A 22,897-nucleotide genomic window follows, 5' to 3' on the forward strand; every position below is an offset into this window, starting at 1 on the left:
ACTCCTTTCCATTCCGAACAGGAAAGTTAAGCTCTATTGCGCCAATGGTACTGCATGGGCAACTGTGTGGGAGAGTAGGACGTTGCCAGGTAAGATAAAAAAGGATAGTTTATACTATCCTTTTTTTTTGTGATTAAATTCATATTATTTTGCTTACAATATGAAATGATTAGAGCGGTATAAAAGTTATAACATTTAATTGACTCACTTCTTATGCAAGGGTATAATAAGACATATCTTATTTGCGATAAGATAGAAAATGATATTCGCTTTGTAAAATATTAATATTTCATTTGAATTGGAGGATATAATATGACTAATAAAATAGAATTTCCTAAAAATTTCTGGTGGGGATCAGCAACTTCAGGACCACAATCAGAAGGAAGATTTAATAAGACCCATAATAGCGTGTTTGACCATTGGTACGATATAGATCCAGATGTGTTTTTTAATAAAGTAGGGCCAGATGTGGCCTCAAATTTTTATAATAGCTATAAGGAAGATTTAGAAATATTACAAGAAATTGGGTTAAATAGTTTTAGAACATCAATTCAATGGACAAGATTAATTAAGGATTTAGAGACGGGAGAACCTGATGAAGATGCAATAAGATTTTATAATGGTGTTATTGATGAATGTATTAAGAATAAAATGATTCCAGTAATGAATTTGCATCACTTTGATTTACCGGTTGAATTATTTGATAAATATGGTGGATGGGAATCAAAACATGTAGTTGATTTATTTGTTAAATTTGCAGAAACTGCATTTAAATTATTTGGAGATAGAGTAAAGTACTGGGCAACATTTAATGAACCTATGGTAATTGTTGAAGGAGAATACTTATACAAGTTCCACTATCCTTTACTTCAAGATGGTAAGAAAGCGGTTCAAGTTTTATATAATGTTAATTTAGCATCAGCAAAGGTTATTAAAGCATATAAAGATGGCGGATATAACAAAGACGGAGGACAAATTGGTATAATACTAAACTTAACACCTTCATATCCAAGGTCACAGGATGCAGATGATGTAAAAGCATCAGAATTTGCAGATGATTTCTTTAATAATTCATTTTTAGATACAGCAGTAAAAGGTGAATTTACAAAGAATTTAGTTTCTACATTTGAAAAAGATAATGTAATATGGGAATCTACTGATGAAGAATTACAAATAATAAAGAAAAATACTATAGATTTTTTAGGAGTAAACTATTATCAACCAAGAAGAGTGAAAGCAAAGGAAATTGCTTTTGATGGATCGAATGGTTGGATGCCAGATAAATACTTTGATAATTATGATATGCCAGGAAAAAGAATGAATCCATATAGAGGATGGGAAATTTATCCTGAATGCATGTATGATATTGCAATGAATATTAAAAATAATTATGGAAATATACAATGGTACATTTCTGAAAATGGTATGGGAGTCGAAGGAGAAGAAAGGTATATAAATAAAGATGGAGTTATAGAAGATGATTATAGAATTGACTTCTTTAAGGAGCATTTAGAATTTCTACATAAGGGAATTCAAGAAGGATCAAATTGCTTTGGATATCATAGTTGGACACCTATAGATTGCTGGTCATGGATGAATGCATATAAAAATAGATATGGATTTGTTGCGGTAAATTTAGAAAACCAAAAGAAGACAATCAAAAAATCCGGAAGATGGATTAAAGAGGTATCTGAGAACAACGGATTTTAAATAGGGGGCGAAGTAATGAGAAATTATATGGTATTTGACATAGGAAAAACTTCAGTAAAATGTTCCGTTATTACAGAATCAGGGGAGATTTTAACTAACCATAGAATAAATATAGCTAAAAATCTTGAAGGATTTTTCAATGGATTAGTTAAGGTAAGTAGTGATAATAAAAAACTCTATAGCTTATCAGGAATTGCGATAAGTGCCCCAGGTGCTGTTGATAGTGATACGGGAATAATTGGAGGCAGTAGTCTATTACCATATATACATGGACCTAACTTCAAGAAAGTTCTTTTTGAAAGAACTGGTTTGAACATAGAGATAGAAAATAATGTAAATTGTGCAGGGCTGGGAGAATCTTGGCTAGGTGCTGCAATTGAAGAGAGGGATTCAGCCTTTATACTATGTGGTAGTTCAATAGGTGGATCCATTGTAAAAAACAATAAAATTCATAAAGGAATTCATAAGAATAGTGGAGAATTTGGTTATTGTATAGTAGATTATAATGATGACAAGGATGAGAAATTTGTAAGCTGGAGCAGAGCGGCATCTACTACTGCTCTAGCAAGAAATATTGCAATTAAAAAGGGTGTATCATTAGATGAAATTGATGGATTTAAGTCCTTTGATCTTTATGAAAAAAATGATCCCATAGCAATTCAAGAAGTTGATAGATATTTTACTTACATGGCTATAGGTATTTTTAATATTCAATACACTTATGATCCAGAGGTAATAATATTAGGTGGGAGAATTTGTGTAAGAGAAAATTATATCACTAACATCAATAAGAAACTAGATGAAATAATGAATAGTGGTACTGAAGGGAAAATAAAACCAATAATAAGAAAGTCTAAGTTTGGATATGATGCTAATAAAATAGGAGCATTATATAATTTCATCATTAGAAATAATTAAAGTCCCTAGAAAAGATAGAATACACATGGTTACCCTGTGTCTATTCTATCTTTTTGTCTAATTGGATTTATAGTTGTTGTATTTTGATTATTCAAAGGTGGTATAATAGTATTATTAATTAGAATCTTTGAGTATAAAGATTTTTAGGGGGCATAAAAATGATTTCAAAAAAAATGAATAAATTAGTTGAGAATAGTTCTATAATACGAGCTATGTTCGAAGAAGGAAAGAGATTATCATATATATATGGGGAAGAAAATGTTTTTGATTTTAGTCTAGGTAATCCTAATGTTCAACCACCAGAGAATATAAAAAAGACAATAATAGATATTTTATCTGAAGAATCTCCTAATTTAGTACATGGCTACATGAATAATTCTGGTTATGAGGATGTAAGAAACAACATTGCAAAGTACATCAATAAAAATAATGAACTAAAGCTTACTGCGAATAATATAATAATGACCTGTGGAGCCGCTGGTGGATTAAATATTATTTTGAAAAGTTTATTAAATCCGGATGATGAGGTAATAACATTTGCACCTTTCTTTGGCGAATATGCAAATTATGTTGATAATTTTTATGGTAAGCTTGTTATAGTTAAATCACAAGCTGAGACATTTCAACCAGATATTCAGGCTCTAGAAGAGGGGATTAATGAAAAGACAAAGGCAATAATTATTAATTCACCTAACAACCCTACAGGAGTTGTCTATTCGGAAAAATCTATTAAAGATATAGCAAAGGTCTTAGAGAAAAAGGAAAGAGAATACGGAACTAGCATATTTTTAATCTCAGATGAGCCTTATAGGGAAATAGTATATGATGATATTGAAGTTCCTTTTATACTTAAAATGTATAAAAATTCTTTCATAGGTTATTCATATAGTAAATCTTTATCTTTGCCAGGGGAAAGAATAGGATATATCGCAGTGAATAGCGAAATGGATAACTTTGAGGATATAATTGCTTCATTAAATGTAGCAAATAGAATTCTTGGCTTTGTTAATGCCCCTTCACTTTTCCAGAGAGTTGTAGGAAGAACCTTAGGAGAGGAAGTTGATGTAAACATATATAAGAAAAATCGAGATTTATTATATAATCATTTAATTAACCTAGGGTTTCAGTGTATAAAACCTGAGGGAGCTTTTTATCTTTTTCCTAAAACTCTAATTGAGGATGATAAAAAATTTGCTCAAATAGCTAAAAAATATAATATACTATTAGTTCCAGGAACTGCCTTTGGATGGCCTGGTTATTGTAGAATAGCATACTGCATAGGCTACGATAAAATAGAAAAATCTCTTGAAGCTTTTACAAAGTTAGCTGAAGAATGTAGAAGTATTTAAGAATAGGAAATGACAAATATTATTGACTTAAAATAGATTATGGTAGATAATTATAGGTATATAGAATATGAAAAGATAGTGACAAAAAAGAATATTTAAATTGATTTATTAGGGTGTAGTCGCGAAATTTTAACTTCATCCCGCGCTGGGGTGGAGTTCTTTTTATTTAGTTTTATATTTAGGAGGGACAAAATGGAAGAAATATTAGAAATATTAGAGAAAAATAGCAGATATTCTGAGGAACAAATAGCTGTAATGTCAGGAAAAACTGTAGAGGAAGTTAGATCAGTTATTGCAGAATGTGAAAAAATTGGAGTTATAGCAGGATATAAAACTTTAATTAATTGGGAAGTTACAGGTAAGGATATAATTACAGCCTTGATAGAAGTTAAAATTACTCCTCAAAGAGGAGTAGGATTTGATAAAGTAGCTGAAAGAATATATAAATTTGATCAAGTTAAATGTTGTTATTTAATGGCTTCAAGTGGATTTGACTTAACGGTATTTATAGAGGGAAAGAGTATTACTGAAATTTCATCTTTCGTAACAGAAAAGCTTGCATGTCAAGAATATATAAATGCTACAGCTACTCACTTTGTATTAAAGAAATATAAAGAACGTGGAATTGTATATAAAGAAGAAAAACCAAAAGAAAGAGAGGATATATTTGTATGATACTAGAGGATATGATAAAAAAGGATGTTAAAAATATGCCTCCATCAGGTATAAGAAAATATTTTAGTTTAATAAATGAAATGGAAGATGCTATATCATTAGGTATAGGGGAACCTGATTTTGTTACACCCTGGAATATTTGTGAGGCAGGTATTTATTCTTTAGAGCAAGGAGAAACTCACTACTCGTCAAATGCGGGTTATTTGGCATTAAGGAAAGAAATATCTAAATATTTAGCTAGAAGATTTCAGCTAAACTACGATCCTATTGAAGAAATCATTGTTACTGTAGGAGGAAGTGAAGGAATAGATATAGCCTTAAGATCTTTAGTTGGACCTGGAGATGAAGTCATAATTCCAGAACCAAGTTTTGTTGCATATAAGGGATGCACGACCTTTACAGGAGCTACACCTAAGATTATAAAACTTAAGGCAGAAAACGATTTTAAACTTACTGTACAGCAACTAGAAGATGCTATAACAGATAAGACTAAAGTACTTATAATGCCATTTCCTAATAATCCTACAGGAGCTATTATGACAAGGGAAGAGTATGAGCCTATTGTCAAGCTAATAAAGGATAAGAATATAATTATTATTTCAGATGAAATATATGCTGAATTAACTTATGATGAAAATCATGTTTCAATAGCTTCATTTCCAGAGGTAAGGGATCAAACTATAGTTATAAATGGTTTTTCAAAATCTTATGCAATGACAGGTTGGAGACTTGGATATGCATGTGGACATTCTACTTTAATAAGTCAAATGAAAAAGATACATCAATATTCTATAATGTCATCTCCAACAACAGCACAACATGCAGCACTAGAAGCACTGAAAAATGGGGATGATAGTCTTTCATTAATGGTTGCTGAATATAATAGACGAAGAAGAGTACTCGTAGATGGCTTTAGAAAATTGGGATTACATTGCTTTGAACCTCTTGGAGCTTTTTATGTATTCCCATGCATAGAATCTACTGGACTTACATCTGAGGAGTTTTGTGAAGAACTTTTAAAATCAGAAAGGGTTCTAACCATTCCAGGTAATTCATTTGGAGAATGTGGAGAAGGTTTTATTAGAGCTTGTTATGCAGCTTCTATGGAAGATATAATTGAAGCCCTAGCGAGAATAGAGAACTTTTTGGAGAGCAAAAAGTCGCTATAATTTAAGAAAATATAGAAATAAATATTTGTATGAGGTAATATAGAACATAACTATTTAAGACTATCTTAAAATGGAAAATAAATTCCATTTTAAGATAGTTATTTTTTTGTTAAATAATAAGTTATTAAGAAGATTCACTTTTATATTATAAGTATAAATATTAAACAATCATTAAATGAACAAAGTAGAAATATAAATGTTATTAGTATTATTAATATTAGGAGATACTGATGATTAATACACGTGATTGTAAATTATACTATGATTCCAATGTAGGAAATTATTTAATTGAATATAGAGGAAATTTTAAAGATCAAATAGACAAGGTATCCTATGCCTGTGGAGATGTAATCACTAATAGTCTTGGAGTTATAGCAGTATCTGATAAAAACTTGCAGCAACTTAGACGGGATGTACCAGAAATAGTTTTCGTTGATTTTAGAGATATGTTTGTACTGCAGGATATATCGCCATCATCTACAGATAATATAGCCAGTATCAAAATTAATCCTTATTTACAATTAACAGGAAGGGGAGTATTAATAGGAATTGTTGATACTGGAATAGACTATTTAAATCAAGAATTTATGAGAGAAGATGGTACTTCAAGAATATTTTCTATATGGGATCAAACAATTGAAAATAATACTAATGATTCTCTATATATTGGAGATACTTATTCAAATCAGCAAATAAATAATGCAATTAATCTCTATAAAAATCAAGGGGATCCATATAGTATAGTCCCTTCAAAAGATAATATAGGTCATGGTACTAAAGCAGCTGGAATTATGGGGGCAAGAGGTTATAGTATAGAATTTCAAGGAATCGCAAATGATAGTGACTTTGTAGTTGTTAAACTTTTTCCTTCTTCTAATTTCAAAAAAACACTTGAAGCTAATGGAATTGATAATGTCCCTGTTTATAATCAATCTGAGATTGTGGCAGGATTAGAGTATTTAAAAAGAGTCTCTATTGAGAGTAGAAAACCTATGGTTATATATTTAGGTGTTGGTAGTAGTGAAGGAGCTCATGATGGAACAAATTTAATTTCTAGATATGTATCATCTTTAGGAAGTATTAGAGGCATATGTTTAGTTATTGGCGTTGGAAATGAAGGGGCATCACAAGGGCATGCATCAGGGAATATTCGAAATCTTGGGGATAGAGAATCAATTGAAATAAGAATACCTAAAGAAATAACGTCATTTGGGTTTAAAGTATGGGTTCAGAAGCCAAATAGAGCTTCTATAAACATAATTTCGCCTACTGGTGAAGACTCTAAGTTGATTGAGTCAAAGACAAATAAAACTCAGCAGGTTAAATATGTTTTTTTGAATACTGATATGACAGTAACATATTATACTCCTGAAAACTTTACCGGCCATGAAGTTATCGATATTGTCTTTATAAGTATAAAACCAGGAATATGGATTATTCAATTAGTTGGAGAGTATATAACTAATGGTAGATATGATATATGGCTTACACCTAAAGGAACACTGCCAGAGGGTACTGAATTTATTGAACCAGATCCTCTAAATACCTTAACAATACCATCTACAGCTTTAAATGTAGCTACAATCGGCTATTTCGGTAGTGATAATGCTATATTAGCAGCATCAGGTAAGGGATTTAATACTAATGGATTAGTTAACCCTGATATTGCAACTTTAGGAATAAATATTTTAACAACACAGCCTTTAGGAGGAATTACTACTTTATCAGGTAGTTCTGCTGCAACAGCAGTGGTTGCAGGAGCTTGTGCACTTTTATTGCAATGGGGAATTATCAATAGAAATGATCCAACTATGTATTCTAAAAAAATTATAAGTTATTTAATGTATGGTGCTTTTAGAAGTGAGCTATTTAAGTACCCAAGTAGAGAAATTGGTTATGGGAATTTTGACTTATTAGGTACCTTTAATGTTATCAGTAGAGCATATAGAAATGAAAATAGAATAGAAAAAATAGATTATACTATTGGCAAAAACAATTTCCAAAGTTGTGACAATGATCAATTCATTGAATATTATAGTAATAACTTATTTATAAGAATTCCAAGGAGAAATATGGAGGAGTTTCGATGAAAAGACAACCCTTAGTTCCTGAAGAGATTTTTACAAATATAAATTATTATAATTATCTTGTTCAATATCAAGGGGATATAGTGGAAGAAGTATTAAAACAACCGGATTTTTACGTAACAATAATAAATGATAAATATGCCATAGTAACAGTAAGAAAGGAATTTGAAATTAATGCTCAGGAGCCGTATTTTTCAACTATTGTATATGTTAAGCCAGCAGAAATGTATTCTCTTCAAGAAATTTCACCAATTGGAGCTTCTCAAGCTGGGTTCTTGCAATTAGAATTACCGTTAAACTTAACTGGTCAAGGTGTTAATGTTGCAATTGTTGATACAGGAATCGATTATTTAAGTGAAGAGTTTATAAACTCAAATGGAGAAACAAGAATTGAAGCTATTTGGGATCAAACAATAAATTCTAATAATATAGACAAATCTGTACTTTATGGGACTATTTATTCAAAAGATCAAATACAAAGTGCAATAGAAGCGAATAGAGAAGGAAGATCACCTTATGAGATAGTCCCCAGTAAAGATGAAATAGGTCATGGAACAAATATGGCTGGAATAATTGGAGCTACGGGAAAGAATCCTGAAATAAAGGGAATTGCATCGGAATGTGATTTTGTAGTTATAAAATTAATAGAGGATTTCGCATATAAAGATAGATTTAACGTAAAAATTCCTGTATTTAATATAACAACAATTTTTGCAGCTTTAGAATTTTTAAATAAATATTCTTTAAAAAATGATAAACCAATGATTATATATTTTCCGCTTGGAAGTAATTTAGGTAGTCATAAAGGAAATGGAATTTTAGAGCAATATATAGAATCAATATGTAGGAGAAGTGGTATAGCATTAGTTAATGGAACAGGAAACCAAAGGGTAATGGGAGAACATACTTCAGGGGTTATATCTAAAAAAGGGCAAGTAGGTATAATAGAATTAGATGTATCTCCGGAACAGAAGGATTTATGGCTTGAAATTTGGGTTGATTCACCAAATATTATGTCTTTAGATATCATATCTCCTTCAGGAGAAAATAGTGGCGCAATGAGTGCTTTAATCAATCAAGCTGCAACATATACATTTATATTTGAAGCTACTTCAATGAAAGTTAACTATTTTATACCAGAAGCAAATACTGGAGATGAGTTAATACGTGTTAGATTCTATAATCTGCAGCCCGGTATATGGAAACTTGCATTAACTGGAAATTATATTTTAAACGGGAAATATAATGCTTGGATTCCACAAGAAGGAATAACTATAGGTGGTACAAGTTTTAGTTTAGCTGATCCTTATGGAACAGCGACTAATCCGAGTAATTCAGAGTACGTAATTACTGTAGCTGCTTATAATCAAAATAACAATAATATTGTAAATTATTCTGGTATGGCATTTTTAGATGAGTATTTAAACAATATAGATATTGCAGCAGGAGGAGTGAATGCATTAACTGTAGCCCTAAATAATAAGGTGGCTATTGTTAATGGAACTAGTGTATCAGCGGCTGTAGTTGCCGGGGCTTGTGCTATGCTTTTCCAGTGGGGAATTGTGCAAGAGAATAATCCTTATATGTATTCTCAAACTATTAAATCCTATCTAGCACGAGGAACTACTAAAAGAACTGGGGATATATATCCAAATCCTCAATGGGGATATGGTGCACTAGACGTGCTTAGTATGTTCCAAAATATGATATAGTCTTTATGTATTATTTGGGGGATTTTTATTATGGAAAACAGTTTTACAGTTCCAGAAAGCATTTTTACAGATATAAATATAGATAATTATGTTGTTCAATATCAAGGAGATATACAGGAAGAAATCTCAAGATATCCGGGCTATTATGTAACAATAATAAATGACCTTTACGCAATAATATCTCTACCAAAAAATGTTGAAATTAATGTGGGAGAACCATATTTTTCAACTGTTGTATATGTTAAACCAGCGGTAATGTTCACCCTTGAAGAAATTTCACCTATTGAAGCTTCTCAAGCAGTTTTTCTTCAATTGAACTTACCTTTAAATTTAACTGGTAGAGGTGTTAATGTTGCAATTATTGATAGCGGAATTGACTATTTAAGTGAAGAATTTATGAAAGTAAATGGAGAAACAAGAATTGAAGCTATCTGGGATCAAACGATAATCTCTAATTATGTGGGAGCAGATAAACCTGTACCCTATGGAACTTTATATTCAAAAAGCCAAATACAAAGTGCAATACAGGCCTACAGAGAAGGACGTTCTCCATACGAAATAGTTCCAAGTCAAGATGAAATTGGGCATGGAACAAATATGGCTGGAATAATTGGCGGAACTGGGAAGAACCCTAGGTTAAAAGGAATTGTTTCAGACTGTGATTTCATTGTTGTAAAGTTAATACGAGATTTCTCTTTTGAAAATCAATTTAACATAAAAATTCCTGTATTTAATATAACAACTATTTTTACAGCATTAGAATTTTTATATAGATATTCTAGATCAAACTTAAAACCAATGGTGATATATTTCCCTCTTGGTAGTACTTTAGGTAGCCACAAAGGAAATGGTATTTTAGAGCAATATATAGAGTCTATATGTAGAAATAGTGGTATAGCTTTTGTTACTGGAGCAGGAAATGAAAGAGCCTTAGGAGAACATAGTTCTGGTAGTATGACTGAAGTAGGACAAATAAGAGTAATGGAGTTAGATGTATCCCCAGAACAAAATGACTTATGGGTTGAGATTTGGGTTGATGTACCTAATATAATGTCGTTAAATATTATATCTCCATCAGGTGAAGATAGTGGCTTGGTGCGTCCGTTAGTAAATACTGTTGAAACTTTTACGTTTCTTTTTGAAAAAACTAATATAAGGGTGAATTATTTTTTGCCAGAAGAAATTAGTGGAGATGAATTTATTAGAATTAGATTCTATAATATACAAGAAGGTATATGGCAACTTAGATTGACTGCAAATTCTGTTTCAGAGGGGGGATATAATGCTTGGATACCTCAAAGTGGAATAACAGTTGGAGGAACTAGATTTATTCCGGCAGATCCTTATGGAACAACAACTAATCCAAGTAATTCAGATTATATAATTACTATTGCAGCCTATAATCAAAACAATAATAATATTTTAAACTACTCAGGAATGGCATTTTTAAATTTTTATATTAATGGGATAGATGTTGCAGCAGGAGGAGTAAATGCATTAACAGTAGCGCCGGGTAATAGGGAATCAATAGTTAATGGGACCAGTGTATCAGCAGCAATAGGCGCTGGGGCTTGTGCTATGCTATTTGAATGGGGGATAGTTAATGGAAATAATCCTTATATGTATTCTCAAACATTAAAAACATACCTTGCGAGAGGAACTATTAAAAGAAGTGGTGATACATACCCAAATCCTCAATGGGGGTATGGTATTTTAAATATATTAGTTATGTTTCAGAACATGATATAGAAACTCCACCAACCTAAAGAAAAAAGTTACTAACACAAAATTTTGTATTAGTAACTTTTATAAAAATGCGATAGGGTTAATAAGAATAGTATCAAGATTAATTTGTGAGGCATTTGATAGGTTTATGAATACAATTATTGCTGATACAAAACCCAGTATGCTAGCTATTAATGAATTCCTAGAGGCTTTAATATCTAGTGTATTTTGTTCGCTATTATTTAAAGATAATAGAGTGCTTAGGGATTCTAAGTTGGCTTTTATTGCAATAGCTAATGCTAAAATTAATAACTTATTAGACATTATAGGTACGTGGTCTAGCTTTTCACGATTTTCTGCAAAGGGGACATCATTAAGTTGATCAATTACTCTAGTTTTTTCACTTTTTAAAAATAGAAAAGTTAAAAAAACAGATAATCCAACGATATAAGTTATATTAGTGGAAAGATTTATGCCTTCAAGTTTTTTCAATAATTTAGAATTTTGTATTTCATTTTCATCTATGTAATCTTTCATTTATAATCACCTATTAAAAAATATTATTATATAATTCATTTCTAGATAATATATGTTAGATTCATTTGAAATGCGTATACATAAAATAATTTTCAGAAATTTAATAATAGCCCTAGGGTATAAAATATTAGATTTTATAGGATAATAATCTATGTAAGAGATAAGGAGTGATAGTATGGCAAAAGCAGGAATGAGAAGACCTGATGTAAATGAACCTCATGGAACTGAGAGTAATCATAAACCTAGGTTTGATAAAGCAGAACCAACAGTTCCAGAGATTCAAGGCAAAGCAAAAGCAGGAAATAAAAAAGCAAATCCTCTTTAAAATGATGGTAGAGATATTTATAAATATCTCTGCTTTTATTTTTTTTGTAGAAAAATAAAAAAAAGATTGACATAATATAGAAAAATTTGTATAGTATAAATAGATTGATAATCAAATAAAAAGGATAACGATGAACTATATACTACATTGGGCACTTTGTATATAGTGAGTGACTAGTGCAACCGGCCAAAATTCTATTTTGGCCGGTTTTTTACAATTATTCGCATTTTAGTAAAGTGTTGCTTTTGATAAATAAATGTACTAATATGGAAGTATAGAATCTAGAAGGAAGTGGTAGCAATAATAATTTTTGCATTAATTATAGGTTTGTGTATTGGAAGTTTTTTAAATGTATGTATTTACAGAATTCCTAGAGAAGAATCTATTTCTTTTCCACCGTCACATTGTACAAGCTGTGGTTATGAACTGAATTTTTTTGATCTAGTGCCAGTTTTTAGTTACATATTATTAAGAGGCAAGTGCAGAAAATGTAGTGAAAAAATTTCAATACAATATCCTTTAGTAGAATTAGTAAATGGAATTATTTATTCAGGATTATATCTTAGATTCGGATACACAGTAGACTTTTTTAAATTTGCTTTATTAACTTCCTTATTATTAGTTATTGGAATTATTGATTTCAAAACTAAATATGTATATAGGGGAACTACCATAACAGGAGCTGTAATAGGAACTGGATTTTTAATTTTCGACTGGATAACTATAAAGGAATTTCCAATTTATTATTTTTTTGGAGCTATTATAGGATTTGCCATAATATATATTATAGTAAAAGTAACAGGTGGAATGGGAGAAGGAGATATAGAAATAGCGGCTATATGTGGACTTTTCTTAGGAATTAAGAGCATATTGCTTGTACTGTTTTTATCCTTCATATTTGGAGGAATCATAGCAACCTTAATATTGATACTTAAACTTAAGGGAAGAAAAGACGAAATTGCTTTTGGCCCCTATATAGTATTAGGAGCCATGGTTACTATTTTTATAGGTGACATTATTATTAAATGGTATACCAATTTCTTAAGTTAATAAATTTAATAATATGAATATTTCAAAATATTTATACCAAATGATTTCAGTAATATAAGGTGGTATAGTAATGGCTAAACTCATAAGAAAAAGACTAGGAGATATTCTGGTAGATTCAGGAAAGATAACTATATTACAAGTAAATAGTGCCTTAAGTACCCAAAAAATAATGGGAAAAAAGCTTGGAGAGGTGTTAATTGAAAGCGGCGTAGTATCTGAAATGGATATTATTGATGCAATTCAAGAGCAAACCGATATAAGCAAGGTTGATTTAAGTAATATAAAGTACGATAACAAAGCAATAAAGATAATACCTCAAAATCTTTGTAAAAAATATATATTAGCTCCTTTTGGTTTTGAGGATAATAAGATAAAGGTTGCCTTAGCAGATCCGTTAAATATGTATGCAATAGATGATGTTTCTATATCGACGGGTCTGGAGGTAATACCATATATAGCTACAAAACAAGAAATACAAAGGTTTATAGAGGTTCATTATAGTAGCGAGTCGGTAAGCCTAGCAGCAGAGGAAATGAAGAGAGAATCTCAGATTAACAAAAATGCAGAAGTACAAGAACTGGAGGAAATGGACAGTATAAAAAATGCTCCTGTTGTAAAAATGATAGATCAACTTTTCAAGAATGCTATAGAGATGAGGGCTTCAGATATACATATAGAGCCTTTTGAAACAGAAGTAAGAATTAGATATAGAATTGATGGAGAATTACAAATAATAAATGTTTTAGGGAAAGAAAGTTTAGGACCGTTAGTAGCTAGAATCAAAATTCTAGCAGGGCTTAATATTGCTGAAAGAAGAATTCCTCAAGATGGTAAAATAGTTACTTCTGTAGGACAAGACGAGGTTGATCTTAGAATATCAATATTACCTGTAGTTAATGGAGAAAAAATAGTTATAAGAATTCTAGATAGGAAAAGTTATAAAGTAGGTAAGGAAAAGTTAGGTCTAAGTAGTGAGAACTTAAAAAAAATTGAAAATATAATAAAAAATCCTAATGGGATAGTACTAGTAACTGGACCTACAGGAAGTGGTAAGTCCACTACTTTATATACACTATTAAGTGAATTAAATAGAGAAAATGTAAATATTATTACAATTGAAGATCCAGTAGAATACACTCTTAATGGAATCAATCAAGTAAACGTAAACGTTAAGGCAGGAATGACATTTGCAAGTGGTCTAAGGAGTATATTAAGGCAGGATCCTGATGTAGTCATGATTGGAGAAATTAGAGATGATGAAACTGCCCAGATTGCTATAAAAGCAGCTATAACAGGGCATTTAGTATTAAGTACATTGCATACAAATGATGCTCCATCATCAGTAACTAGACTTATTGATATGGGAATTGAATCATACTTAGTATCAACTTCAATTGCAGGAGTTATAGCTCAAAGACTTGTAAGAAAGATTTGTCCTCATTGTAAGGAAGCTTATGAAGCATCTGACTATGAAAAAAGAGTACTAGAACATGATGAAAAGCTTCCATTAATTCTTTATAAAGGCAAGGGATGCGGTCATTGTAATAATAGTGGATATCTTGGACGTCTTGGCGTTTATGAGATTATGGAAATTAAAAGAGCTCATAGGGATGCAATAAATAACAGTAGAGATACAGACAAAATTAGAGACATAGCAATAGAGAATGGAATGGTAACCCTTGCAGATGAGGGTAAGAAATTAGTATTACAAGGAACTACAACAGTAACTGAATTGGCGACTATTACATTATTAGTAGATGTATAAAAAGGCGGTGAAATAAATATGGGAAAATATAAATATAGGGCAATGAAAAATGATGGAACTAAAGTAAATGCAGAATGCGAGGGTAAATCAAAGGATGAAGTTCTTTCAATGATAACATCTAATGGATATTATCCCTTAAAGATTGAAGAGATTATTGAAAGTAAGAATATAGAGTTTACCTTTATGGAGCGGATAAAAGTTCGAGATTTATCCATATTTTGTAGACAGATGTATACCATGCTAGATGCAGGGGTTCCCATAACAAATTCTTTAGCATTACTTTCAGAGCAAATGTCTAATAAAAAATTTAAAAAGATTATAGAAGAAATGGATGAGGATGTTAAAAAGGGAGAGATGTTTTCTTCCTCAATGAAAAAACATCCAAAAGTATTTCCCCAGCTATTAATCAGCATGATTGAATCCGGGGAAGTCAGTGGTAATTTAGATGAAATGATGCTTAGAATGTCTACTCACTTTGAGAAGGAATCAAAAATAGCTAATAAGGTTAAAGGTGCCATGATATATCCTGCTGTATTAAGTGTAGTAGCAGTAATAGCAGTAATGGTTATTATGGTTGTTGTAATGCCTACATTTATAGAGATGTTTGCAAGCTCAGGAGTTGAACTGCCACCTTCTACAAAGATATTAATGGGCTTAAGTGGCTTTTTAAGTAAAAATATTGTATTAGTTATAGTAATTATGGTAGCTTCAATTGTAGGATTTAACTTTTACAAACAGACTGAAGGTGGAATTAGAAATATAAGTATTTTAAAGCTTAAAATCCCTATTATTAGGGAATTAAATAAAAAGATAATAGTTTCTAGGTTTACTAGAACTCTATCAACTTTATTATCCTCAGGGGTGCCATTAGTGCAAAGTTTACCAATAGTATCAGGAGTCCTGGGAAATACCATAGCAGAGGAAGCAATGGATAAAATAAGAGAGCGGGTTATGAGGGGAGATGGACTTAGCGGTCCTATTGGTGAAAATCCAATATTCCCACCAATGCTTTCTTCTATGATAAAAATAGGTGAAGAATCTGGAGCATTAGATGATATTTTAAATAAGACTGCAGATTTTTATGATGAAGAAGTTGAACAAGCTATTCAAACAACTACTGCACTTATAGAACCAGCATTAATAATAGTAATGGGTGTTGTTGTAGGTTTCATAATTATGTCCATAATGACACCTATGTTTAATATGTATGGACAAATTTAATTACGGTTTAAATTAATAATTTAAATAAATATTTTATAATATCTAGGAGGAATTTTTATGTTAAACAATTTAAAAAAGAAAAGAAAAGGTAAGGGGTTTACCCTTATTGAGTTAATCATCGTAATCGCTATTATCGCTATTATAGCTACTATAGCTATACCAAAATTACTTAATTCTAGGGATCAAGCTAATAGAAAGTCAGATATTGCAAATGCTAAGACAATAGCTAATACAGCATCTAGTTTGTTAGCAAATGATGAATTAGATGTACCTGCTACAGGAGTTGCTTCAAGTCGAGTAGTAGAAAATCCAAACGCAGAGGATCCTGATACAAATGTTTATACAAATGGTAATGATATAGCGGTAGGATTGCAAAGTATTCCTACTTCAAAGAGTGTTGAAGATGGAGAATTTTGGATTGAGGTTAGTGCTGATAATAGTATAAGAATACTAATAAATGATGGTGGAATTGAAGCATATCCAACTCCAGCTGGGGCCCTAATAGATTAAATATTATCTTATGGTGGAAAGCTTTAAAAACTTTCCACCAAAAAAATCCACAAAAGAGGTGAAGGAATTGTCAGAAAATAAAAAGAAATCGAGTTTTTCAAAATTAAAAAATATAGGAAGTATGGATATAAAAGATATAAAAAGTCTCTTTAGTAAGGAGTATGTAGTCAAGGACAAAACATCAATTAAAAAGATAAAGGCAAAAGCTGAAAAATCAAGAAATATAATTGCCTTTGATATAGGAACCAACTCAATAAAAATGGTTGATGGTAAGTTCTACAAGGACAAGCTTTCTATAAATAAATTAATAGAAGTACCAACACCAGAAGGAGCAATAGCAGATGGCCAAATATTAAATGCTCTTACTCTAAAGGATGAGATAGCCTTTGCTTTAAAGGGAAATGGTATCAGGACAAAGGATGCAATATGTACAACAAATTCATCTCTAATAATAAATAGAGAAGTAATAATTCCTCAAGTAGAAGAAGAGGAAATGGAGACAGTAATAAGATACGAAATACAACAATATCTACCTATAAATTTAGATGATTACATTATTCAATATACGATTTTAGATGAAATATTAAGTGATACAGGAGCTAAATTAAAGCTTAATGTTATTTCCTATCCAAAAAAGATAGCTAATAATTATTATGAGCTTTTATTAGAATTAGATTTAAAGCCTTATGCTTTAGATGTTAATTATAATTCAATAAATAAGTTATCCAACTATGGGAAAACGGCTGAAAATGAAGGGCAATTTATAGGCGGTACTGTTGCTTTTATTGATATGGGAGCGACTTCAATTAATGTTACTATATTTAAAAATGGTAAGTTAGACTTTACTAGAATAATAAAAGCTGGTGGTTTTAATATAGATTATGCCTTAAGCCAAAGCTTAGATATGTCAGTAAAAGCAACAGAATCACAAAAAATAAACAAAGGGAATTTAGAAAATATAGAAGAAAATGATACTTTGAATTTAACTATAAGAGATGCTGTGGATGAACTTATAGAAGAGATAGAGAGGCTTTTACAATTCTATAGTAATAAATCTGCAGGAAGTATTATAGAAAAAGTATTTATATATGGCGGAACTTCAAATATTAAAGGATTAGATCTATATATGGCAGAAAAGTTAAATAAAAATGTAATAAGTGTAAGTAAATTAGATAATGTTGATATATCTACAAAGAATACAGATGATGAACCTATTTGCGAGTATTTAAACGCAATAGGATCTATCATAAGGCTATAGGGGGTCTGATATGAAAAGAGATATGAACTTTTTTAGTACTTCTCAAGGGATAAAAAAAGAAGCCAAGGATAAAAAAATATACATTTACTCCTTAGTTGTTTTTTTAGCTATAGTCATAATTGGAACCTTAGCGTGGAATTCTATTAATTTACATTTAACAGGAAAAGAAATAGATGACTACACTGCCAAACTTGAAGCTACGGATATTCAACAAAAATTAACTGAATTTAAAGAGGCAACTATTAAAACTAATGCTTTAAATAAATATGAATCAGACCTTAAAATCATTGCTGAAGCTGTGGATAGTAAGGATGTTGTTAATACAAAATTGCTTAATGAAATAAGTTCAACATTACCTACAGAAGTTTCATTTGATACCATAAGTATCACGAATTCAGTAATTACAATGCAAGCTAAGGCTAGCAATAGAACATCTATTGGGGAAATTGAGCATAATTTAAAAGAATTAGCTTTTATTCAAGATGTGTATATTGGAGGTATTGCAGGGGATACAGAGTATACCTTTGACTTAAAATGTACTTTAAAGGATGTGGATTAATATGAAGATAAGTAAAAGAGAAAAATATTTATTGGGAATATTAGCTACAGTTTTAATCTGTTTTGGGTATTATAATTTTATTTTTAGCAAGCAAGTTGATAAGCTTACAGAAAAAAGAGCAGCAAGAGATGCAATAGTAGCTGAATACGATCAAGCTATACAAGATATAAGTACTTTAGAGAAAAAGAAAGAAAAAGTAGAAACATTGACTTCAACTATAGCGGAGAAAACCTTAATGTTCTATCCAACAATTATGCAAGAAAATACTATTTTAGAAATAGATAAATTTATAAATGATAGTGAGTTAAAGGCAAATTTAGCATTTAATCCGATAGAAGTAATCGCATTAGAAGAATTAACTGCTGATAATGAGATACAACCAGAAAGCTCTCTTAAGCAGTATACAGACCAAGGTGCCACTAGTGCAACTACTGAAACTAGTAGCGTAGAAGCAACTAGTACATCGGCAGTAACTACTGGACCAACTTGTGAAAATTTTAAGATAGCCATTAATTTTACAGGTAGTTATGATAAATTAAAGAAATTTATACTTTCCTTAGAGGAATATAATAAAAAGATTGTTATTACAGCAATGACAACCTCAGCTAAATCTGAGAGTGAAATTACAGGGACATTAAATCTTGAAATCTTTGGAATTCCAAAGATAACTGATCAAGATAGTGAATATTTAACTTGGACTTTAGATAATGTTTATGGTAAAGAAGTCTTATTTAGTAAAGGTAGTGCAAATGGAGCATTTAACTCAACTATTGAGGAGCAAAATACAGAATCTAATGTGAATGATTTTTCTATGATGCTTAGATCACCAACTTCAGAACTACCTACTTTAACTCTTGGAAAAGCCAATGATACATCAAGAGAGACTTATGTATATGAGGACAATTCTAAGGTTGAAGAAGTTACAGTAGAGTTCCAAGAAGAAAATGGAGAGCTGTATTATAAATATAATACTTCTTCTAGTTTTTATCCTAGTGATAATTCAAGCACAGGGAAAAAATTCACTCTTAATTCTACTAATATAGGATTTGAAATAACAAGTGAAGCAAGATTAGGCGATGATGATAATTCAAGCGTTAAGTTAAAGATTATTAATAATACAACTAAGGAGGTTAACATTACTGTAAATGATGATGATACCGCAAATCCACGGGTTTCAGTTTCCAGTGAGGGCGGTACAGTTAATGTTACTAATAAGTAGGTGTTAAATGTGAAACAAAAAAAGAAGGCAAAGGGCGTAACTTTAATTGAGGTAATCATGAGCGTTGCACTTATAGCCATATTAATAGTTCCATTGTCTAATGTTGTATTAGCAGCATTTCAAACCAATAAAAATGGCGAGATTAAGCAAAAGGCTAGTTTTGTAGGGCAGAAGGTATTAGAAGAGATGGAAGCTTATGATGAATTAAAATTAGAAGATGACGGAACTAATAAATATTTTGAGTTATTAGATGGAGATATAACTAAAGCTGAAGATAACATAACTAAAGATACAGCGGTAGCTAATAAATATAATGGGTCCATTAGTAGAAATTATTTAGGAAAAAAGTTTACTGTAGATGTAATTATGGAAAGAGACACTAATTTCAATTATGATAGCAGTTCACAAAATACCGATAATGTTTATGATCTTTCATATAAGTTATCAGAGACCGGTAGTGGTGTTAGAATACAAAAGATGATAAGCCAAGGAGCAGAAGATCCAAAATCATTTGATTTAAATAATTTAACTCTTAAAATTGATGGAACAAGCACTGTTGGAACAAGCAAGGTCAATATATTTGAAAAAGGTAAAAGTACTGATGTGCTTTTTGAGCATACAGCAACCGGTGATTTAGACAAAGGAATATCCATACAACTTGATAAAACTTTTTCTAGTAATTTAAATGTAGAAGTAGATGCAGCAATTACTGGTACTACATTTATTTATATAATTAAGGATAAGGATTGCACTGGAAATGTTAATGTGACTTCTACGGCAGGAAATATCAAAGTAAATAGATATATGAATATAAATGAGGGAGAAAGTATAGCGGACTTATATAATATTAATGTGAAGGTTGAGGGTACGTTATATAAAGGAAAAGAAATTGTTACTGAAGTTTTATTCGAAGGAAGTACTAAAAAGAATATTAAATTTAAATAGTATAAGTATCTAGGATAAGAGGTGAGAGATATGAGAAAAAGAAAAAAGGGGTCAAGTTTTGTAATTGTTTTAGCTATAACATCAATGATTTTTGTAGTTGGGGCAAGTGTACTTGCCATGGTGGCTTCTGATTATAAGAATAGAATTAATGAGAGCAAAAAAGTACAAAATTTATATGAGGCTGATTCAGGCTTAGATATAGTATATAACCTAATTATGAAAAATTCAGAGGCTGCAATTATAGAAGCAAATACCGTTGTAGAGAAACTGGATACTACAGATGAAGGTAAAAGTGAAAAATTTAAGGATGAATTTATGAAGTTCTTAGGAATTATAAGTATTCCTGAGGAAAATATACTAAATATTACTGAATCAGATGCCCCACTAGCTCAAAGTATAGCTGGATTTAAGTACAAACAAAAAGGTACTGGAGGTAATTGGCTCTGGGCTAGTATTACCCCACCTGAAGCAACTGTTGAACTAACATCCTATGTGTATGATAATACTGTAGATAATAAATCAATTACAATAGGAGTTAGATCAACATTTGCAAGTGCTGGAGATACTAATAAAAAAACTGTTCAGACTACTTTTACTGTAAAAGCTCCAGATTATACAGATTCCAATATCAATATATATCCAGTATACGACAAAAAAATTATTACAGCTGATGGAGATTTATCAATAGATGCGAACTTACCAGCAGTTGTAGATTCAACAACTGGTGAGCCAATAAATAATTTAACTAAGATTGAAGGAGATGTTTGGGTTCAAGGAAAGGGAGTAACAACTAATAATTCTGAAGATGCCTTTAATAAATACACAGGTGGTATTACCTTAACAAATTCAGTAATGAATCTAACAGGAAATATGTATACAGATAGGTCTTTAAGTATAGATAATAATGCACAAGCAAAAATAACTGGTAATGTATATGGTGTAAATGCTTATTTAGGACATGAAAGTGGGACTGGTACTAATAAATTAGAGATAGTTGGAGATTTAATTACTGATAATGATTTAACATTGAATGCCACAAATGGACGAGCTCTAATGACTAATTTTTATGGTATAAATGACAAAAATATTTCAAATATCACAGATGCAGATATAGATACAGATAATGATATAAAAATAGCTGCAAGGAACTCAAGTAGTATTATAATAAATAAGGAAAATGGGAATTCATTAAAGATTGATGATAAAGCATATATAATGGGAGTTGCCTATTTAGATACACAAGAAAAGTATCAAACTGGTGAATCTATAGCTGTTAAGGGGAATTATTTGGCTTACACTTATTTGTTGCCAAATTATCCCAATGAAGTTGAGCTTAAGTATTATAATCCATTGCAACTAATATCTAAAATAGATGGTACTGATGCAACCCTTGAACAAAAAGCTGATTATTTTGATGAATACTATGCAACTGCCGGCAATGATGTAAATACAAGTGAAATTGAAATTGGCCAGGTAATTGCAACAGGTACTTACGTTAATACCACTACCAATACTACAGCAATAGTACCTTCAGTTATGGAAGTAAATGCTGCTATGGATTCAAAGCGTGAAGATTTTGCAACTAATGTACTGTGCATGGGTGATATTAATGGTGTTATAAATGATGATTTGCTAAATAGATCGGATATATATACTAGAGGTGTACAGCAAAAGACTGTAGGCAGTCAAATAAATTTTGATGCAATACCTAGCATTGATATATCCAGTACATCAGCAAAAATAATAAAAAGTGCTGACGATGTGACAGTAGACGGGAATACTATAAGTTACAATAGTAAAAACGAAAATTTCAATAGTGATACAAATCTTTTAATATTTACAACAGGTAAAGTAATTATAAAAGGTAACACAAATATGAAATCCCTAATAATTGCGGAGAATGGCATAGATATAAGTGGGAATTTAGAGTTCACTGGAAATATAATCACTGCTGGAGATATTAAAATAACAGGCAGTGATGTGAAAAACTTAACTTATGATGCTGATTTTACAAGGGAAGTTATAGCATCTAATTATAAAATATTTTCAAATGTATTTGTTGGTTCTCCAAAAAATGAATCTGTAAATATGGGAACAAACATGTATAACGTAGAGGATTGTATAACTAAAGGGACTTGGAGGATTTTAAAGTAAAGAGGGTGT

General features: G+C 30.8%; 19 protein-coding genes, 1 rRNA gene and 1 riboswitch. Of the genes, 19 read left to right on the forward strand and 1 reads right to left on the reverse strand.

Annotation, left to right across the window (positions count from 1 at the left end):
- The 9 genes from rrf to CLVI_RS12205 all read left to right on the forward strand — a co-directional run.
- Positions 1-91 (forward strand): 5S ribosomal RNA (gene rrf / locus CLVI_RS12165); the annotation flags it as partial.
- A 221-nt stretch (positions 92-312) separates the two neighbouring features.
- Complete coding sequence (locus tag CLVI_RS12170; RefSeq protein WP_106060401.1) at positions 313-1,710, forward strand: glycoside hydrolase family 1 protein; 1,398 nt, start codon at positions 313-315, stop codon at positions 1,708-1,710.
- A 15-nt stretch (positions 1,711-1,725) separates the two neighbouring features.
- Entirely contained in the window at positions 1,726-2,628 is a 903-nt protein-coding gene (locus tag CLVI_RS12175; protein WP_106060402.1) for an ROK family protein, read from the forward strand.
- Positions 2,629-2,786: 158 nt separating this feature from the next.
- Positions 2,787-3,977: a pyridoxal phosphate-dependent aminotransferase gene (locus tag CLVI_RS12180; RefSeq protein WP_106060403.1), complete on the forward strand. Its 1,191-nt coding sequence runs from the start codon at positions 2,787-2,789 to the stop codon at positions 3,975-3,977.
- A gap of 192 nt (positions 3,978-4,169) precedes the next feature.
- Positions 4,170-4,652 (forward strand): Lrp/AsnC family transcriptional regulator, encoded by a 483-nt coding sequence (locus CLVI_RS12185; protein ID WP_106060404.1) that lies wholly within the window; start codon positions 4,170-4,172, stop codon positions 4,650-4,652.
- Positions 4,649-5,821, forward strand: a complete 1,173-nt coding sequence (locus CLVI_RS12190; protein ID WP_106060405.1) for a pyridoxal phosphate-dependent aminotransferase — start codon at positions 4,649-4,651, stop codon at positions 5,819-5,821. Before CLVI_RS12185 ends, CLVI_RS12190 begins: the two co-directional genes overlap by 4 nt.
- A 230-nt stretch (positions 5,822-6,051) precedes the next feature.
- On the forward strand, positions 6,052-7,911 hold the full coding sequence (locus CLVI_RS12195; RefSeq protein ID WP_106060406.1) for a S8 family peptidase: 1,860 nt from the start codon (positions 6,052-6,054) through the stop codon (positions 7,909-7,911).
- Positions 7,908-9,620 carry a S8 family peptidase gene (locus tag CLVI_RS12200; RefSeq protein ID WP_106060407.1) on the forward strand — a complete coding sequence of 571 codons (1,713 nt, stop codon included), beginning with the start codon at positions 7,908-7,910 and terminating at the stop codon, positions 9,618-9,620. The genes CLVI_RS12195 and CLVI_RS12200 overlap by 4 nt, the downstream gene beginning before the upstream one ends.
- A gap of 30 nt (positions 9,621-9,650) precedes the next feature.
- Positions 9,651-11,369 (forward strand): S8 family peptidase, encoded by a 1,719-nt coding sequence (locus tag CLVI_RS12205; protein ID WP_106060408.1) that lies wholly within the window; start codon positions 9,651-9,653, stop codon positions 11,367-11,369.
- A gap of 57 nt (positions 11,370-11,426) precedes the next feature.
- Here CLVI_RS12205 and CLVI_RS12210 read toward each other — a convergent pair whose 3' ends face one another.
- Entirely contained in the window at positions 11,427-11,882 is a 456-nt protein-coding gene (locus CLVI_RS12210; protein ID WP_106060409.1) for a hypothetical protein, read from the reverse strand.
- 175 nt (positions 11,883-12,057) lie between these two features.
- Here CLVI_RS12210 and CLVI_RS17505 point away from each other — a divergent pair, with 175 nt between their 5' ends.
- From CLVI_RS17505 to CLVI_RS12255, 10 genes are all read left to right on the forward strand, one after another.
- Positions 12,058-12,207, forward strand: coding sequence for a hypothetical protein (locus CLVI_RS17505; RefSeq protein WP_170065660.1), 150 nt, complete (start codon positions 12,058-12,060; stop codon positions 12,205-12,207).
- 114 nt (positions 12,208-12,321) lie between these two features.
- Positions 12,322-12,404, forward strand: a riboswitch (cyclic di-GMP riboswitch).
- A 94-nt stretch (positions 12,405-12,498) separates the two neighbouring features.
- On the forward strand, positions 12,499-13,257 hold the full coding sequence (locus CLVI_RS12215) for a prepilin peptidase (protein WP_423237134.1): 759 nt from the start codon (positions 12,499-12,501) through the stop codon (positions 13,255-13,257).
- A gap of 70 nt (positions 13,258-13,327) precedes the next feature.
- The gene (locus CLVI_RS12220; RefSeq protein WP_106060410.1) at positions 13,328-15,022 is read left to right on the forward strand and encodes a GspE/PulE family protein; all 1,695 of its coding nucleotides are present in this window, start codon (positions 13,328-13,330) and stop codon (positions 15,020-15,022) included.
- A gap of 18 nt (positions 15,023-15,040) precedes the next feature.
- Entirely contained in the window at positions 15,041-16,243 is a 1,203-nt protein-coding gene (locus tag CLVI_RS12225) for a type II secretion system F family protein (RefSeq protein WP_106060411.1), read from the forward strand.
- Positions 16,244-16,300: 57 nt separating this feature from the next.
- The gene (locus CLVI_RS12230) at positions 16,301-16,753 is read left to right on the forward strand and encodes a prepilin-type N-terminal cleavage/methylation domain-containing protein (RefSeq protein ID WP_106060412.1); all 453 of its coding nucleotides are present in this window, start codon (positions 16,301-16,303) and stop codon (positions 16,751-16,753) included.
- A gap of 58 nt (positions 16,754-16,811) precedes the next feature.
- Positions 16,812-18,011: a type IV pilus assembly protein PilM gene (pilM, locus tag CLVI_RS12235; protein WP_242980688.1), complete on the forward strand. Its 1,200-nt coding sequence runs from the start codon at positions 16,812-16,814 to the stop codon at positions 18,009-18,011.
- Positions 18,012-18,021: 10 nt separating this feature from the next.
- Positions 18,022-18,570 carry a PilN domain-containing protein gene (locus tag CLVI_RS12240; RefSeq protein WP_106060413.1) on the forward strand — a complete coding sequence of 183 codons (549 nt, stop codon included), beginning with the start codon at positions 18,022-18,024 and terminating at the stop codon, positions 18,568-18,570.
- 1 nt (position 18,571) lies between these two features.
- Positions 18,572-19,789: a hypothetical protein gene (locus CLVI_RS12245; RefSeq protein ID WP_106060414.1), complete on the forward strand. Its 1,218-nt coding sequence runs from the start codon at positions 18,572-18,574 to the stop codon at positions 19,787-19,789.
- A gap of 9 nt (positions 19,790-19,798) precedes the next feature.
- Positions 19,799-20,734, forward strand: coding sequence for a type IV pilus modification PilV family protein (locus tag CLVI_RS12250; protein ID WP_170065661.1), 936 nt, complete (start codon positions 19,799-19,801; stop codon positions 20,732-20,734).
- 30 nt (positions 20,735-20,764) lie between these two features.
- Complete coding sequence (locus CLVI_RS12255) at positions 20,765-22,888, forward strand: hypothetical protein (RefSeq protein WP_106060416.1); 2,124 nt, start codon at positions 20,765-20,767, stop codon at positions 22,886-22,888.
- Positions 22,889-22,897: the final 9 nt, after the last annotated feature.

This window comes from Clostridium vincentii (assembly GCF_002995745.1).
Taxonomy (GTDB): domain Bacteria; phylum Bacillota; class Clostridia; order Clostridiales; family Clostridiaceae; genus Clostridium; species Clostridium vincentii.